The organism is Nonomuraea insulae (assembly GCF_042656245.1).
In genome coordinates this window covers 135,559-151,645 of record NZ_JBHSPA010000055.1, presented here as the reverse complement: position 1 = coordinate 151,645, position 16,087 = coordinate 135,559, and the positions used below count along the sequence as shown (strand labels likewise).

16 protein-coding genes are annotated in these 16,087 nt (G+C 71.6%); 7 read left to right on the top strand and 9 right to left on the bottom strand.

Annotation, left to right across the window (positions count from 1 at the left end):
- Window positions 1-3: 3 nt before the first annotated feature.
- The 5 genes from cysD to ACFPZ3_RS42280 all read left to right on the top strand — a co-directional run bounded on the left by cysD (window position 4) and on the right by ACFPZ3_RS42280 (window position 4,928).
- Window positions 4-918, top strand: a complete 915-nt coding sequence (cysD, locus tag ACFPZ3_RS42300; RefSeq protein ID WP_379520008.1) for a sulfate adenylyltransferase subunit CysD — start codon at window positions 4-6, stop codon at window positions 916-918.
- 2 nt (window positions 919-920) lie between these two features.
- Entirely contained in the window at window positions 921-2,183 is a 1,263-nt protein-coding gene (gene cysN, locus ACFPZ3_RS42295) for a sulfate adenylyltransferase subunit CysN (RefSeq protein ID WP_379520007.1), read from the top strand.
- A gap of 92 nt (window positions 2,184-2,275) precedes the next feature.
- The gene (locus ACFPZ3_RS42290; protein ID WP_379520006.1) at window positions 2,276-3,172 is read left to right on the top strand and encodes a sulfotransferase; all 897 of its coding nucleotides are present in this window, start codon (window positions 2,276-2,278) and stop codon (window positions 3,170-3,172) included.
- Entirely contained in the window at window positions 3,169-4,047 is an 879-nt protein-coding gene (locus ACFPZ3_RS42285) for a glycosyltransferase family 2 protein (RefSeq protein WP_379520005.1), read from the top strand. The genes ACFPZ3_RS42290 and ACFPZ3_RS42285 overlap by 4 nt, the downstream gene beginning before the upstream one ends.
- Entirely contained in the window at window positions 4,044-4,928 is an 885-nt protein-coding gene (locus tag ACFPZ3_RS42280) for a WecB/TagA/CpsF family glycosyltransferase (RefSeq protein ID WP_379520004.1), read from the top strand. Before ACFPZ3_RS42285 ends, ACFPZ3_RS42280 begins: the two co-directional genes overlap by 4 nt.
- Here the strand turns inward: ACFPZ3_RS42280 and ACFPZ3_RS42275 are convergent.
- From ACFPZ3_RS42275 to ACFPZ3_RS42250, 6 genes are read right to left on the bottom strand one after another with little or no spacing between them, the layout of a single operon-like run.
- Window positions 4,915-5,805: a sulfotransferase gene (locus ACFPZ3_RS42275; protein ID WP_379520003.1), complete on the bottom strand. Its 891-nt coding sequence runs from the start codon at window positions 5,803-5,805 to the stop codon at window positions 4,915-4,917. The two genes, ACFPZ3_RS42280 and ACFPZ3_RS42275, sit on opposite strands and share 14 nt — an antisense overlap.
- Window positions 5,802-7,055 carry a lipopolysaccharide biosynthesis protein gene (locus tag ACFPZ3_RS42270; protein ID WP_379520002.1) on the bottom strand — a complete coding sequence of 418 codons (1,254 nt, stop codon included), beginning with the start codon at window positions 7,053-7,055 and terminating at the stop codon, window positions 5,802-5,804. Before ACFPZ3_RS42270 ends, ACFPZ3_RS42275 begins: the two co-directional genes overlap by 4 nt.
- Window positions 7,043-7,888: a sulfotransferase family protein gene (locus tag ACFPZ3_RS42265; RefSeq protein WP_379520125.1), complete on the bottom strand. Its 846-nt coding sequence runs from the start codon at window positions 7,886-7,888 to the stop codon at window positions 7,043-7,045. Before ACFPZ3_RS42265 ends, ACFPZ3_RS42270 begins: the two co-directional genes overlap by 13 nt.
- Before the next feature lie 5 nt (window positions 7,889-7,893).
- The gene (locus tag ACFPZ3_RS42260) at window positions 7,894-8,790 is read right to left on the bottom strand and encodes a hypothetical protein (RefSeq protein ID WP_379520001.1); all 897 of its coding nucleotides are present in this window, start codon (window positions 8,788-8,790) and stop codon (window positions 7,894-7,896) included.
- Window positions 8,787-10,052, bottom strand: coding sequence for a hypothetical protein (locus ACFPZ3_RS42255; protein WP_379520000.1), 1,266 nt, complete (start codon window positions 10,050-10,052; stop codon window positions 8,787-8,789). Before ACFPZ3_RS42255 ends, ACFPZ3_RS42260 begins: the two co-directional genes overlap by 4 nt.
- Window positions 10,049-11,338: a YveK family protein gene (locus ACFPZ3_RS42250; RefSeq protein WP_379519999.1), complete on the bottom strand. Its 1,290-nt coding sequence runs from the start codon at window positions 11,336-11,338 to the stop codon at window positions 10,049-10,051. Before ACFPZ3_RS42250 ends, ACFPZ3_RS42255 begins: the two co-directional genes overlap by 4 nt.
- A gap of 290 nt (window positions 11,339-11,628) precedes the next feature.
- Between ACFPZ3_RS42250 and ACFPZ3_RS42245 the strand changes: the two genes are divergently transcribed.
- Window positions 11,629-12,675, top strand: coding sequence for a glycoside hydrolase family 26 protein (locus tag ACFPZ3_RS42245; RefSeq protein ID WP_379520124.1), 1,047 nt, complete (start codon window positions 11,629-11,631; stop codon window positions 12,673-12,675).
- Here ACFPZ3_RS42245 and ACFPZ3_RS42240 read toward each other — a convergent pair.
- From ACFPZ3_RS42240 to ACFPZ3_RS42230, 3 genes are all read right to left on the bottom strand, one after another.
- On the bottom strand, window positions 12,620-13,510 hold the full coding sequence (locus ACFPZ3_RS42240; RefSeq protein ID WP_379519998.1) for a TSUP family transporter: 891 nt from the start codon (window positions 13,508-13,510) through the stop codon (window positions 12,620-12,622). The two genes, ACFPZ3_RS42245 and ACFPZ3_RS42240, sit on opposite strands and share 56 nt — an antisense overlap.
- Window positions 13,498-14,712 (bottom strand): adenylyl-sulfate kinase, encoded by a 1,215-nt coding sequence (cysC, locus tag ACFPZ3_RS42235; RefSeq protein WP_379519997.1) that lies wholly within the window; start codon window positions 14,710-14,712, stop codon window positions 13,498-13,500. Before cysC ends, ACFPZ3_RS42240 begins: the two co-directional genes overlap by 13 nt.
- 150 nt (window positions 14,713-14,862) lie before the next feature.
- Window positions 14,863-15,582, bottom strand: coding sequence for a class I SAM-dependent methyltransferase (locus ACFPZ3_RS42230; RefSeq protein ID WP_379519996.1), 720 nt, complete (start codon window positions 15,580-15,582; stop codon window positions 14,863-14,865).
- Window positions 15,583-15,644: 62 nt separating this feature from the next.
- Between ACFPZ3_RS42230 and ACFPZ3_RS42225 the strand changes: the two genes are divergently transcribed.
- Window positions 15,645-16,007, top strand: coding sequence for a signal peptidase I (locus ACFPZ3_RS42225; RefSeq protein ID WP_379519995.1), 363 nt, complete (start codon window positions 15,645-15,647; stop codon window positions 16,005-16,007).
- The last annotated feature ends 80 nt before the right edge of the window (window positions 16,008-16,087 follow it).

Here is a 16,087-nt window from a genome sequence, read left to right as displayed (position 1 = left end):
CCCATGCTCCAGCGCGACTACACGACGTCGCAGCTCGATGTGCTCGAAGCAGAGGCCATCCACATCATGCGTGAGGTGGCCGCCGAGTTCGAGCGTCCGTGTCTGCTCTTCTCCGGGGGCAAGGACTCGATCGTCATGCTCCGCATCGCGGAGAAGGCGTTCTGGCCCGCCGCGATCCCGTTCCCGCTCATGCACGTCGACACCGGGCACAACTTCGACGAGGTCATCGAGTTCCGCGACCGGCGCTCGGCCGAGCTGAGCGCGCGGCTGATCGTGGCCAGCGTGCAGGACTCCATCGACCAGGGCCGGGTCGTGGAGGAGACCGGGCGGCGCGCCTCGCGCAACCGCCTGCAGACGACCACGCTGCTCGACGGGATCGAGGAGCACGAGTTCGACGCGGTCTTCGGCGGCGCGCGGCGCGACGAGGAGAAGGCCAGGGCCAAGGAGCGGGTGTTCTCCTTCCGCGACGACTTCGGGCAGTGGGACCCGAAGAACCAGCGCCCCGAGCTGTGGAACCTCTACAACGCGCGCATCCGCAAGGGCGAGCACATCCGCGTCTTCCCGCTGTCGAACTGGACCGAGCTCGACATCTGGGACTACATCCGGCGTGAGGGCATCGAGATCCCCTCCATCTACTTCGCCCACACCCGCAAGGTCTTCGAGCGCGACGGCATGTTGCTGCCCGACGCCGACGTCGTGCAGCGCGGCGAGGACGAGCCGCTGTACGAGGCCGTGGTGCGTTACCGCACGGTGGGCGACATGACCTGCACGGGCGCGGTGCAGTCCGCGGCCGCCACGGTCGAGGAGATCATCGAGGAGATCGCCGCCACCCGGATCACCGAGCGCGGCGCCACCAGGGCCGACGACCGCGCGTCCGAGGCCGCGATGGAAGATCGTAAGCGAGAGGGCTACTTCTAAAAATGGACATTCTGCGCTTTGCCACGGCGGGAAGCGTCGACGACGGCAAGTCCACCCTCATCGGACGGTTGCTCTTCGACTCCAAGGCGATCTTCGAGGACCAGCTCGAGGCCGTCGAGCGGACCTCGCGCGACCGCGGCACCGAATACACCGACCTGTCACTGCTGACCGACGGCCTGCGGGCCGAGCGGGAGCAGGGGATCACGATCGACGTGGCCTACCGCTATTTCGCGACGCCGCGCCGCAAGTTCATCATCGCCGACACGCCCGGGCACATCCAGTACACCCGCAACATGGTCACCGGCGCCTCCACGGCCGACCTGGCGATCATCCTCATCGACGCCCGCAAGGGCGTGCTGGAGCAGTCGCGGCGGCACGCGTTCCTGACCACGCTGCTGCGCGTCCCGCACCTGGTGCTGGCCGTCAACAAGATGGACCTGGTCGACTACTCGCAGGAGCGCTTCGAGGAGATCAGGGAGGAGTTCACCGCGTTCGCCTCCAAGCTGAACGTCTCCGACCTCACCTTCATCCCGATCTCCGCGCTCAACGGCGACAACGTGGTCTCGCGCTCGGAGAACATGCCCTGGTACCTGGGCACCTCTCTCCTGCACCACCTGGAGAACGTGCACATCGCCTCCGACCGCAACCTGACCGACGTGCGCTTCCCCGTCCAGTACGTGATCCGCCCGCAGCGCGCCACGGACCACGCCTTCCACGACTACCGCGGCTACGCGGGCCAGGTGGCGGGCGGCGTGCTCAAGCCCGGTGACGAGGTCGTGCACCTGCCCTCGGGCCTGAACACGCGGATCGCCTCCATCGACACCTTCGACGGGCCGCTGGAGGAGGCGTTCCCGCCCATGTCGGTGACGCTGCGCTTCGAGGACGACCTCGACATCTCGCGCGGCGACATGATCGCCAGGCCCAACAACCAGCCGCAGGCGGCGCAGGAGCTGGAGGCGATGGTCTGCTGGATGGGCGACGGCCTCAAGCTGACGCCCCGGTCCAAGCTGACGATCAAGCACACCACCCGCACGGCCCGCGCGATGGTGCGTGACCTGCACTACCGGCTCGACGTCAACACCCTGCACCGGGACGAGGAGGCGACGTCGCTCGGCCTCAACGAGATCGGGCGGGTGTCGCTGCGGGTGACGCAGCCGCTGTTCGTCGACGACTACGCGCGTAACAGGATGACCGGCGGTTTCATCCTGGTGGACGAGGCCACGAACGGCACCGTCGGCGCCGGGATGATCATCGACGCAAGCTGAAGGTAGATCTTTCGGCGTTCTCCTTACCCACTGATTACCGTCCGCGCTAGGGTCATCGCGTTCCGTGTTCGACGACGCGAAGGCTCTTCTCCGTGACAGATCGCACGACCGCCCAGGTGATCTACCTGGGCGGCCTTGGGCGCAGCGGCAGCACGCTGCTCGAGAGGCTCCTCGGTGAGCTTCCCGGCGTGGTGGCGCTCGGCGAGGTCGTGCATCTGTGGGACCGGGGAGTCCTCGCCGAGGAGCTCTGCGGGTGCGGCACGGCCTTCCCGTCCTGTCCCTTCTGGCGCTTCGTGGGGGAGCGCGCGTTCGGCGGATGGACCCGGCGGCTGGCTGAGCGAATTCTGGCGTTGCGCGCCAGGGTCGACCGCACCCGCAGAATCGCCCGCATCGACCATCCCGACCTGGCCGAATACGTGCGGGCCTACCGACAGCTTTACGACGCGACCGGCGCGTCGGTCGTGATCGACTCCAGCAAGCACGCCTCGCTGGCCTGCTGCCTGGTGGCGAGCGGGGTGGACGTACGGATCGTGCACGTGGTCAGGGACCCGCGCGCGGTGGCCCACTCATGGGCCAGGGCCGTGCCGCGGCCCGAGGACGGGCAGCCCATGACCCGCTGGGGGCCGGCCCGCACGGCGGCCCACTGGGCGGCCCAGAACCTGGCGATGGAGCTTCTCCCCGGGCGCGGGGCGCGCGTGACCAGGGTCCGTTACGAGGATCTGCTCGCCGCGCCCGGGGAGACCCTGACCGCGCTGGCCTTGCGGCTCGGGCTGCCCAAGCCGGAGCTGCCCTTCCTGGAGGGGCGCACCGCCTGGCTGGGGATCTCCCACACGGCCTCGGGCAACCCGATGCGCTTCCACGTGGGGCGGGTGGAGCTGCGGCGCGACGACTCGTGGCTGTCGGGCCTGCCCGAGGGCGACCGGCGGGTGGTCAACGCGCTCACCTGGCCGCTCAGGGCCCGATACGGCTACTGGGGGGCGGCCGCGTGAGCCCCTCCGTGGGAGTCGTCATCCCGACCCGCGGCGACCGGCCGGGGCCGCTTCGCGAGGCCGTGGCGGCGGTGCTGAGCCAGGATTACCCAGGGAAGATCTCCGTGGTCGTGGTCGCCGACGGTTGTCCGGCCCGCGAGATCGACGTTTCTCCTGCCGTGCGCGTGTTGCCCAACACGCGCACGGCAGGCCTGCCCGGCGCCCGCAACACCGGCATCGCCGCCTGTGAGAGCGATCTGATCGCCTTCTGCGACGACGACGACGTGTGGCTGCCCGGCAAGCTGGCCGCCCAGGTGCGGGCGCTCCGAGGCGGGGGCGAGTTCGCCAGTTGCGGCATCGAGGTGGAGCACGGGCGCCGCCGCGTGGTCCGCCTCGCGGGAACTTCCACCGTGACCGCGGACGACCTGGTTCGTTCGCGGATGGTGATGGTGCACTCATCCACCTTTCTGTTCGAGCGGGGCCTGCTCCGGCCTGACGAGAGCGCGCCCGCGGGACAGAACGAAGACTGGGACCTGGCTCTACGCGCCGCCAAGCGGCGGCCGCTTGTCCACGTCGACCGGCCGCTTGTGCTTGTGCGCTGGGCCGGGTCCCACTATGCGGCCCGTTGGGCGGACCGCATCGCCGGGCTGGAGTGGATGCTCGCCCGGCATCCAGAACTGGCCGTGGACCCGCGCGGCGCGGCGCGGGTCTACGGTCAGCTGGCCTTCGGCCATGCCGCGCTCGGGCACCGGCGGGCCGCGCTCCGCTGGGCCGCCCGCACCTTCGCGGCCCGTCCCGCGGAGCCGCGCGCTCCGATCGCGCTGGCGGTGGCGGCAGGGCTGGTCTCCGCGGCCGGCGTCCTGTCCGCCCTGCACCACCGGGGTCACGGCATTTGACCTCCAGGACCACCGCACCGAGGCCTCCGGCCCAGCGCCCTTCCGAGCCGGGCGAGCGCACCAAGACCGTGCCGCCGTCCGAGAGCACGGTGCCCGACGACGCGCCGCACGAGCCGGCCTCCGCCCGGGTGTGGGTGGGCGGGGTCGGTGTGGACGCGCTCACCGAGGAGGAGGTCGTCCGGCGGGTGGCGGCGGCGTTGGAGGCCGGGGAGGGCGGGCGGATCGTCACCCCCAACGTGGACATCTGCCGTGCCGCCGCCGCCGATCCGGAGCTCAGGGAGCTCGTGTGCTCGGCCGATCTCGTCGTCACCGACGGCATGCCGCTGGTGTGGGCCGCCAGGTTACTCGGCACCCCCGTGCCCGAGCGCGTCACCGGAGCGGACCTCATCTGGTCGCTCAGTGAGCTGGCCGCGCGCCGGGGCTGGCCCGTCTACCTGCTCGGCGGCCCGCCCGGCGTGGCACGCAGGGCGGCGGGGGCGCTCACGAGCCGCCACCCCGGGCTGGAGGTCTGCGGCGTGGACGCGCCCGCCTATCGTTTCGACGCCACCCCTGAGGGCACGCGGAGCGTCCACCGGAAGGTGATCGACGCCCGGCCCCGGCTGGTCTTCGTCGGGCTCGGGTTCCCGCGCCAGGACCGCCTCATCGCCGGGCTGCGGGAGGAGCTGCCGGAGGCGTGGTTCGTGGGCTGCGGGGCGGCCATCGCCTTCGCCGCCGGCACCGTCGCCCGCGCGCCCGAGTGGATGCGGCCGGCCGGGCTGGAGTGGGCGTTCCGGCTGGTCAGCGAGCCTGGGCGGCTGGCGCGCCGCTATCTGGTCGACGACCTGCCGTTCGCGGTGCGGCTGCTCGGCGGCTGCCTGGCGACGCGGCTCAGGCCGTGGTGAGCGCGCGGACGCGGGCGGCGTCCTCCTCGCTGAGCCCGCGCGCGCCCTCCACCAGCGCCTGACGGGAGTCCATGCGCCGGTAGGCCGTGCGCGACAGGCCCGACCAGGTGAAGCCCGTCCCGGGGCCTGCCGCGGGGTGGTGGCAGGCTCGGGTGATGCGGCGTTCGGCGGTGGGGGTCCAGCGGAGGCCGGCGTAGGCGTACAGGCGCTGGAAGCCGGGGAGGGGGTCGGCGGCCAGGGACTCGTACGAGGTGAGCAGGATGCCGGGGGTGCCGGCCAGGATCGTGCGGGTCGCCCGCCACAGCGCCGCCGCCTTGGCCACCCGGTCCTGGGAGCCGATGAGCGAGCGCAACTCCAGGAGTTCGGGGTGGTCGCGGGTCAGGAGCGGTTGTTCCAGGAGTTCGTGGAAGTACACCGTCCACCCCAGCCGCTGCCAGCTCGCCACGAACGACACCGGGTCGCGTACCAGGGCGATCACCCTGCACCCCAGCCGCCGCGCGAACCAGCCAGCGCTGAGCACCGCGAACGGGTCGTCGAGGAGTGCCCGCCGCCCGGCCAGGCGGCCGAGGGTGAAGGCGGTGCCGTAGCGGAGCAGGCGGGCCAGGTCGTACGGGGAGCGGTTCGTCCGCAGCTCGGCCAGCCAGCGGTAGCGCAGAGCCGCCGTGTCGCGGAAGGCGGGCAGCCAGTGCGCGGAGTTGTCATCGCAGATGTACTGGAACCGGTGCGTCACCCGGGCAGCGAGCACCCCGGGACAGCGGCCGGGCGGATGCTGGGGGTTGAGGGGCTCGTTGACGTAGACCAGGTCGCCTCCGGCGGCGAGCATCCGGCCCGTCCAGCTCGTACCGCTGCGTGGCAGGCCCGTGACCAGCACCGTCATGCCGCCGCCCAGTCGCGCACGCGCAGCGCCGCGAGGGTGTGGCGGCCGAAGGGGTGCAGGCCGTAGCGGCGGTGGAGCTGCCACAGGGGCAGCAGGTTCTTGACCAGCACTCCGCCCGACCAGCCGGCGACCGCCCCGAGCGCCCCGTGGGCCGGGATCAGCGCCAGGTCGAGCAGCACGGTGCAGCCGATCGCGGCCAGTAGGTTGAGCAGGCTGAAGACGGTGTGCCCCGCGGCGGTCAGGACCACGTCCACCATGCCGCAGGCGGTCGCCACCATCATCGTCCCGGACAGCACCAGCGCCACGGGCACCGCCGAGCCGTACGTGGGCCCGAACAGCCGGAGCACCCACGGCGCCAGCCCCGCGTACGCCAGCCACACCGGCCACGTCAGCAGCACCAGCCAGATCGTGGCCGCCTGGTACAGCTCCCCGGCCCGCTCACGCTCGCCGTCGGCCAGCGCCCTGACCAGCCCAGCCTGTACGGCCTGCGCCAGCCCCTGGTTGGCGAGCTGCCCCACCACCTTGAACCGGGTCGCGGCCGTGTAGACGGCGGCCTGCGCGGGCCCCGCGAGCAGCGCCACGATCACGATGTCCACCCGCTGGAACACCGCCTGGATCGCCCCCGCGACCGAGCGCGGAGCCGTGTACCGCCACAGGTCCCGCCCGGTCCCCGGCAGGTACGGCGTCCGCGGCACCCGCCCCCGCAACCCGCCCGCCGCCAGCACCAGCACCGGCACGTACGGCGCCCCCCACGCCAACGGCAACCACCAGGCCGCCGCCCCCGCCAGCGCCGCACCGGCCACGAGCACGAGCTGGCAGGCCGGCACCAGCACCCCGTCCAGCATCACGGTAGGCCGCACGGCCCCGAACCCGCGCGTGACGGCCAGCAGCACGTCCGTCGCCACCATGACCGGCAGCAGCACCGCCAGCGCCCCCAGACGCGGGTACAGCACGACCGCGGCGGCCGTCGCGACCGCCAGGCAGGGCACGAGCGCCGCCCGGAGATACCCGGAAATACCGCGATAGCCGTAGGTCTTGGCGCGGGCGATGAAGTAGACCAGCCCGTTCCCGGCGTCGAGCTTGGCGATGCCCGCCGCCATCAGGGCCAGCGCCGTCGCGGTGAAGAAGGCGCCCGCGTCGGTGGCCGGGTACGTCCTGGTGACCACCACGACCAGGACGAACTGCGCCATCGCGCTGAAAGCGGCCCCCGTGACCCCCGCCAGCCCCCGCCGTACGATCACCGCCGCCACGAGGGCTCACCGCCGAGCCAGCGCGCCAGCCGCGCGTCGTACGCCTCGAAGTGGTCCCGCAGCGCCCGCCCCAGCACCCGGGGCACCGGACGGGGCAGCGCGCGCCTGTTGTGCCGGTCGAACGTGGGATAGCCCAGGTGCGGCACCCCCAGGAACTCCAGCACCCGGTCATAGACCGCCTCCGGCTCGGCGAAGAAGCGGTGGCTGTCGAGCACGAGGATGCGTTCGGGGCCGATCAGCGGCTCCAGCCGGTCGAGCTGGTCGGCGTAGCGGCCCCGCTCCACGTAGGCGTGGTGGCGGTGGGAGTGGTGCACGGCGAAGGGCGAGTCGCGCAGCAGCTCCTCGGCCCCGGCCAGGCGCTCGCCCTCCAGCTCAAGCGCGTGCTCGAAGTGGGACTCCGTCTCGAAGCCCCTGGCCAGCTCGTGGGCGTGCGCCGAGCAGGCGCGTTCCACCGGGTCGCGGACGAGCACGATCAGTTTCACGCCGGGCAGGTCTTTGGCGATGCGTTCGCCGGCCAGGGGGTGGAACAGGTAGTAGGGGGAGGATTCGTAGGCATGGGCGCGGGTGCCGTACCGGTGGGCGAGCAGGGCCGCGCTCACCCGCAGCGGGAAGTGCGCCTGGTACCAGGCCGGGCCGTGCCGGTAGGCGACGTCGAAGTAGTGGACGCCCTTGTGCATGACGGGTTTGAGGAGCAGCGGGTGCTGGGCCAGCGCGCGGTAGAGCGAGGTGGTGCCGCACCGCTGCCCGCCCGCGATCAGGAACGACGGCAGCACGCGCGCCCCCGAGGTGAACCGTCCCGTGGCCCGCGACAGCGACAACACCGATTGCTTCATCGTCTTCAAGTGAGCAGCTCCTCGTGGTCGACGGCCGGGTAGAGCCAGGACTCGGGCGGGCCCAGCGGGGCGTGGCCGTCGGCGGCGTGTCGTTCGGCCAGGGTGATGAGGTAACGCGCCGCGGTCCGCCTGGCCGTGGCGGGGGCCAGGCCCAGGGGCGCCAGCACCCGTACGGATCCGGCCACGCACGCGCGCGCCGCGACCGGTGGCCGCATCCTGCGCAGCGCCCGCTGGAAGTGGTGGTGGACGGCGTCGAAGCCGTAGGGGACGCCGATTTCGTACCGTTCCCAGTCCCAGACCAGCAGGCGGCCGTCGGGGGAGCGGCACAGGTTCCAGGGGGCGAGGTCGCCGTGCCAGGCGGGGCGGGTGCCGCCGGTGCCCGCGATCTCCCTGACCGCCTCCAGCAGCAGCGGCCCCGGCACCCGGCCGCGCCGCACCGGCAGCGGCGACAGCGCCAGCACCGACAGACCGCGCCAGTCGCCGTGGTGCAGCACGGCCGGCGCGGTGACGGTGTCCAGGGAGAGCCCGGCCAGCCTGCGCAGCGCCGCCGCCTCGGTGGCGATCAGGTCGCGGGCCTTCTCGGTGTCGCCGATCTTGACGAACGCCAGCCGGCGGCCGCCCGAGCGGGCCTCCAGGATGGGCTTGCGGTTGGCGCGCAGCGCGGGGCGCACATGGAGGACGGTCTCGACCGGCTGATGGAAGACCTCGCTCAGGTACGCCGAGATCGACCCCTCGACCGGCACCACCACCTTCGCGCCCACGTGCCACCAGCGGCGCGGCGCCAGGCGGCGGGGCAGGGCGGCGTGCGGGAGCAGCGTGTACGCCAGCGGCGAGCCGCCCCCTGGGTACAACAGCCGCAAGGTCTCCTCTAGATACCCAAGACGTACAGCGGCATCGTTCATGTGTTCCTCCACAGGAGGGCGAACGAGACGAGATAGAGGCTGAGGGGCGTGACCAGGCCGTCGTAGACGAACATGTAGAGCAGCACGAGCCCCATCACCAGCACCCCGGCCAGCCCGATCGGGCTGCGGTCGCGCCAGTGGCGGCGGATCGCGCCCACGAAGAACGCCACGTAGAGCACCGCCCCCGTGAACCCCTGCGTGATGATCAGCAACCAGAGCTGCCCGTCGCTGCCCAGCGGCGGATGCCCGCAGGTCTGGCACCACTCGGTCTTGCCCGTGGTGATCGTGCGATGGTTGCCGGTGGCGTTGCGGGTGTTGCCGTAGCCGATGACCGGCGAGTGGCCGGCGGCGGCGAGGGTGGAGGTCACGGTGAAGGCGCGGATGTCGTTGGAGTGCGGCTTGTCCAGGCGCTGCGCGACCAGCGACGCCAGCGGGCTGAGCGCGAACGCCAGCGCCGCCGCCACGGCCGCGCCGCACAACGCCACCCTCGTGCGCCCGCCCACCCGGACGATCAGGTAGAGCGCGGTCAGGCCGAGGCCGATCCACAGGCCGCGGTTGAGCGAGTACACGATGGGGATGGCCGCCAGGGCGATCACCACGGCCGCGAAGAGCCGGTGCCGCGACCTGCCGTACACACAGAAGCCCACCACGAACCAGACCAGCAGCACCGAGGCGTTGCTGCCCCAGGCGTTGGCCCACTCGTACGGCGCCTCGGGCCTGGGCAGGGAGAACCCCAGCACCTTCTGCGTCTGGGCGGCGGTCGGGTGGATGAGGTTCCGCACGAAAGAGTTGCCGCCGATCCAGTCGGGCAGCACCAGCTCCACCGGCGAGGTGAACTCGAAGCCGGGGAAGAGCACGCCGAGCAGCCCGCCCGCGACCGTGGTGACGAACAACACCCCGAGCATGCGCACCAGGCGCAGTTGCGGCAGCTCCCGCTCGGTGAGGTTGCCCAGGTAGAGCACCATGACCAGGACGGCGCAGTAGAGCGCCAGCCGCATGCCGTAGCCGAGCAGGCGGCCCGCCCCGAGCTCCCCGTGCGTCCCCGGCGGCGAGTCAGCCAGCATCAGCCCGCTCACCAGGTACCCGGCCAGCAGCAGCACCCACAGCCCGAACCCGCGCGGCACGCTGATCGGCCGGCGCCGCCACAACAGCACCGCCATGGGCACGGCCAGCACGATCACCGACAGCCCGCCGAACCCGAGCGCCCACCAGAGCGGATAGCCGACCAGCAGCGCCGCGATGGGCCACGCGGGCCCTGTCACGTCTGCTTGCCCGGCCGGCGTTGGTGGATCGCCTGCATGGGCGTGGTCTCGGCCGTCAGGCTCGCCTCGATCTCGCCGGTCGCGACGAGCTTGCCGAGCGGGGTGTGCTGGCGGGCATCCAGCAGGGGGACGAACGAGGGCACCTCGTCGGTGGCCGTCACCACGCCGATGATCGGCACGTCGTGCCTGGCGAGCCGGCGTACGACTGCTTCGACGTCCACCGAGCGGACCCGGCCGAGGCCGACCAGCAGCACGGCCGCGTCCGCCCTGGTCAGGTCGCGGACGTCGGAGCCGTCGAGCACGACGAGCGGCGCGCTGACGGCCAGCGGCTCTGCCAGCGACGAGGCGTACAGCTCGGCGGGCAGCGCCTTGACCAGCAGGCGTTTGCCGGGGCAGGCGGAGACCACGGCGCCGGCCAGATCGTGCAGCACGCCGTGCTCGCGCGGGCTCGACAGGTCGCTGAGCACGGGCAGGCCGGTGAGGCGTTCGACGTCGGCGGGGGTGCGCAGCCGGGTGTCGAACCGGTCGCGGGTGTAGGCGGCGGCCGAGCCGAGCAGCAGCCCCGCCATCAGCCCGGTGCCGAGGTGCAGCGGCAGGCTGGGGGAGCTGGGCGCGGCCGGGGGCGTGGCCTGGCTGATGACCGAGCCGGGGCTCACCGCGACCGTGCGCAGCGCGTCGTACTTGAGCGCCAGATTGGCCGCCTGCCGGTTGAGCACGCCCTGGCGCTGCGTGGCGATCGCGTGCTCGGGGCTGCTCCTGGCCAGGCGGGCGAGCTGTTTGATCACCACGTCGATCCCGGCGTTGACCTGCTTGAGCTTGCTGAGCACGGCCTCCTGCTGCTCGGCCATGGAGGTCAGCGCGCTCTCGCGGCGGTTGGCCAGGTACGCCTCCGCGTACGAGCGGGACTGCGCGGCTGAGGCGGCGGGGTCGGCGGCCGTCACCGAGATCCACAACACCGACGAGTTGGGCGGCACGGAGACCTCGACCGGCTCGGGCGTGGTCAGGCCGAGCGCCCTGGCCACCCGCGCCGCGACCACGGCCGACTGCGCGACCTGGGCCTCGGTGTCGAGGTTGAGCGACTCGCGCTGGCGGCTGGTGACCTGGTTGGCCGGCTCCTGCGGGCCGACCGGCGTGACCAGCACCTGCGTGGTCGCGGTGTAGGCGGGCGGGGTGAGGCGCAGCACCGCGAGGCCCGCGGTGCCTCCGACGACCACGCAGCCCACCAGGAGCAACCAGCGCCGGCGAATCAGCGAAAGATGCTCGTCCAGGTCGGTGCCGGAGCTCATGAGCGCCCACTATAGGCGGGACGATTATCACCCAGGTTGAATACTCAAGATTTTCTCCGGTAAGGCCCTATAGCAGAATTCCCATAAAGCGAAATATCCGGAAATTCCGAACGTCACTTCACCGCCACGAACTGGGGAGACTTCCACACTGGCTGAAGTTCCAGGAATGACATGGCAAGGTTCAGGTGTGATAGGCGGGGGTCGTTCGACGAAGGAGTTGGAAGGCTTTGCAGCTACGGGGAATTTCGCATATCGCAACATTTGGCGGCGTCGTTCTGGCGGTGTCCGCCATGCTGATCACCGGGCTGGCCGCCTGCTCCGACGCCGAGGGCGCCCACACGTCGCAGCGCCCGGCTCAGGGCCCGGTCCAGGCCCCCACGACGAAGTCGGCGGCGGCCTCGCCCGCCTGCACGGCCACCTCCAGGCTCATCCCGTCCTGCGGCGCCTGGTGGGGCCTGGCGCCCGAGGTCTTCACCGGCGCGCCGGTGGAGCAGGCGCTGCACGGCGCGGAGTCGCGGATGGGGGCCGCGGCCGACGTGCTGCACGTCTATCACCGGGGCAGCGAGTTGTTCCCCACCGACGCCGAGGTCAGGCTGGCCCGCGACCCCGCCAGGCCGCGATTGCTCATGATCAACTGGAAGCCGTCGTTCGACCACACCTGGTCGGAGATCGCCGAAGGCGCCCTCGACGGCAGGATCGACCGGCTGGCCGCCTACCTCCGGCGCACCTTTCCCGAGCGCTTCTTCCTCACCCTGCACCATGAGCCGGAGAACGACGTGGACTCCTCGTCGGACTCGGGCATGCGGGCCATCGACTACGCGGCCATGTTCCGGCACGTCGTGCTGCGGTTGCGGGCCGGAGGGGTGAAGAACGCGGTCGTGGTCATGACGTACATGGGGGCGCCGAACTGGGCGGCGAAGTCCTGGTTCGAGGATCTCTACCCGGGTGACGACGTGGTGGACTGGGTGGCCATGGACCCGTATGCCGATGACCGGGTGCACGACTTCGACGGGCTCGTGAACAAGACGCGCAAGGAATATCCGGAGTGGCCCGGTTTCTATCGGTGGATGCAGGCGCGTTTTCCCGGCAAGCCGGTCATGGTGGCCGAGTGGGGGGTGTTCGAGCGGCCGCGCGACGGGGCGTTCAAGCGGAAGTTCTTCGAGTCGGTGCTGGCTCAGATCAAGCGATATCCGCAGATCAAGGCGTTGATCTACTTCGACTCGCCGCAGGCGCCGCGCGGGGACACGAGCTTCGACTCCGATCCGGGGGCCGACAAGGCGTTCACCGAGCTGGCTCGAGATCCGTACTTTCGCTCGACGCCCGTGCCGCGGCCCTGAGTTTGACCCGCCAGCCGACGACGGTGACGGCCGTGGCCGCGACGAGGGCCCAGACGGTGAGCGTGTTGCTGACGTCGAGCAGTTTGAGGGCGGAGGCGAGCAGGACGATCGCCAGCATGGCCCTGATCAGGCCGCCGGGGGCGCGCGAGGAGATCCTGGCGCCCAGGTAGACGCCCGGGATCGAGCCGATGAGCAGCGACAGCGTGAGGTCGGCCTGGAAGTCGCCGAACAGCAGGTGGCCGAGGGCGGCGGAGGCGACCAGCGGCACGGCCTGGACGAGGTCGGTGCCGACGAGCTGGTTGGCCTTGAGCGCCGGGTAGAGGGCGAGCAGGGCCACGATGATCAGCGATCCCGAGCCGACGGAGGAGACGCCGACCACCAAACCGCCCACCGTACCGACCAGTAGGGTCGGGATTGGGCGCACGACGATGTCGCGGGCGTTCGACGTGCCGCCCCTCCCGCCGAGCCAGCTCTTCACCGCCATGCCCGCGACGGCCAGCAGCAGGGCGACGCCGAGCGCGTAGGTGACCGCGTCGCTCACCGCGAACGCCCTGGCCAGGAAGACCCCGCAGAAGGCCGCCGGAACCGAGCCCGCGCACAACCAGCCGACCAGGCGCAGGTTGACGGTGCCCTGCCGCAGGTGCACGACGCTGCCGACCGGCTTCATCACGGCCGAGGCGACCAGGTCGCTGGAGACCGCGGCCAGCGGCGGGACGTTGAAGAACAACATCATCATCGGGGTCATGAGAGCCCCGCCGCCCATCCCGGTCAGCCCGACCACGATGGCGACGACGAACGACCCGCCGATCAGCGCCCAGTCGATCACCGGATCCACCCTCCGATCTTGAGCGTGTCCAGCACCCGGGAGACGGCCGCCTCGATCGAGATGTGCGTGGTGTCGATCTCCAGGTCGGCGTCGTCCGGCTCCTCGTAGGGGTCGGAGATGCCGGTGAACTCGGGGATGAGCCCGGCGCGGGCCTTGGCGTACAGGCCCTTGCGGTCGCGCCGCTCGCACTCCTCCAGCGGCGTGGCGACGTGGACCAGCAGGAAGTCCGCGCCGACGGACTCGACCATCTCGCGCACTTCCTCGCGGGTCGCCGCGTAGGGCGCGATCGGGGCGCAGACGGCCAGGCCGCCGTGGCGGGCGGTCTCGGCGGCGACGAAGCCGATGCGGCGGATGTTCAGGTCGCGGTCGGCCTTGGAGAAGGTCAGGCCCTTGGACAGCAGGTGGCGCACCACGTCGCCGTCGAGGTAGGTGACCGTGCGGGTGCCCAGCTCCAGCAGCGCGTCGCGCAGGCCGCGGGCGATCGTGGACTTGCCCGAGCCGGACAGGCCCGTGAAGAACACCACCAGGCCGCGGCGGTGCGGCGGGCCGGGGATGTGCACGGGGTCGGGGCCCGCCAGGTGCTCGGTCGCGCCGTAGGCGGTGGCCACGTGTTCGCGCAGCTCCAGGTCGATCTCCGGCTCGTCGCGCGGGGCCAGGGGGACCGAGACGACGATCGTGTCCGCGGGCAGCTTCTCCTTGGCGCGCAGCGCGGCGCGTACGATCGCGGGGCCCGCCTCGCCGTAGGAGAGGGGGAGCAGCAGGATCGTCGCGTCGAGCTCCTTGGCGGTGGCGACGATCTCCCCGAGATCGTCGAGGGGGCCGCGCATGGTGACGGCGAGCGCGGACCGTCCGGCCAGCTCGTCCTTGACCTGCGCGGGGGTACGCCGCAGGCGGGCGAACGGGCCGTGCTCCGGCGCCCCCAGGCTCTTGATCGGCCCGGAGGTCAGGCCGTCGGGCTCGTGGGCCGCCACGCTCAGCGCGGCCAGGGGGAGGCCCTCGGGGTCGAGCAGCGTGACCTCCTCGCCCGGGGCCAGGTCGGCCTGGACGGTGAGGGTGACGGGAGCCGGCCAGCGGGTGCCGTCGGCCAGCGTGCCCCGCTCGTGCACGGCGTGCAGGTCGTCGTGGCCGAGGAACCCGGTCAGCGGCTCGAACGCCCCGGAGAGCAGCAGTTCGAGGTCGGCCAGCTCGCGCGGGTCGGGGGTCCACTCCACGGTTCCTACATCCCAACTATTCCGATTGAATTGGTAGGAAAGGAGTTTAGCGACTGAAACCAGTGTGCCGCTAGACCCGGTCCCCTAGGTCACGGTGCCTGACCCGCGCACCTATCTTCCCCCCTTCCTCGCGGTGTCCCGCCAAGGTGGTCAGATGAGCCGGGCGAAGTGGTGCTGCGGCTTTCTGATCACCATGGTGATCTCGTCGTGGGAGGCGGGGAAACGGCCGCTGGTCAGGCTGGACATGAGGGCGACGGCGGCGGTGCCGATCCTGCCAGAGCGGGCCGGGCCGCTGGTGTTGCGCTCGTCGTCGGTGATCATCAGGCCACGGCTGAGGCAGAACGCGTGCAGGCCGTCGCTGGAGGCCAGGGGCTCGTACACGGCGGGAAGCGGGCCCGGCGTGCCCGGCCTGACCAGGGGCCGCCACAGCAGGCGGCGCAGCCACGACGGCGAGATGCGGTCGAGCAGGCCGTAGGCGGACTTCCTGTCGCGGACGCGCAGCAGCACCAGGCCGCCAGGGCGCAGGGACTGCAGCAGCCGGTCGAAGACCAGCTCCGCGTGCCGGACGCGTTCCAGCAGGAAGGAGAGCTGGATGACGTCGAAGGCCCTGGGCGGCAGCGGCACGCAGCGCAGGTCGCCCAGCGACCAGGTGACCAGGTCGGCGCGCTCCTCCAGCACGCGCCTGACCGCGGGGTGGTCCTCGTCGGCCCCGGTCGCCCGGGTCTCCATGTGCTCGACCACGAGTGGTTCGTCGTGCGCGCAGCCGGCGACCAGGACGTCGAGCCGCCTCATCGGCTGCCCGGCGCAGTGCTCGCGGACCCGCTGACCGAAGAAGTCGCCTCTCAGGGCGACCGATCGCACCTCAGACATGTGACCTAGCGTAATCACTCAATCGGTATCAGTAATGCATTTCCCTGCTAGCGTCCTGGCCCGTGAGCGATCAGGTCTACGTGGGCAACGCCGGTGTGGACGCAGCCGGCGACCGGGGGTGGCTGCTCGGTCACTTCAAACCCCCTGGTGACCCAAGACACAGCGAAGACGTCGAGATCAAGTGGGGCGTGCACCCACCGGGCGACGAGCGGGCGGAGTGGGTCAGGGACGAGGACCGCACGGCGCTGCTGGTGTTGATCAGCGGCCGGTTCCGGGTGGAACTGCCGGGGCGCAGCGTGTTGCTGGCCGAGCCGGGCGACTACGTGGTCTGGGGCGAGGGCGTCGACCATTCCTGGCGTGCGGAGCGGCAATCCACGGTGCTCACGGTGCGCTGGCCCTCCGTGCCTGGTTACCGCGTCGAGTGAGGTTGCGCGGCGAGTAGTCTTGAACGAGACCCCCGCGACCTGACACGGCCGGGGGTAATCGTGTTGCCGTCGTGGGGCTG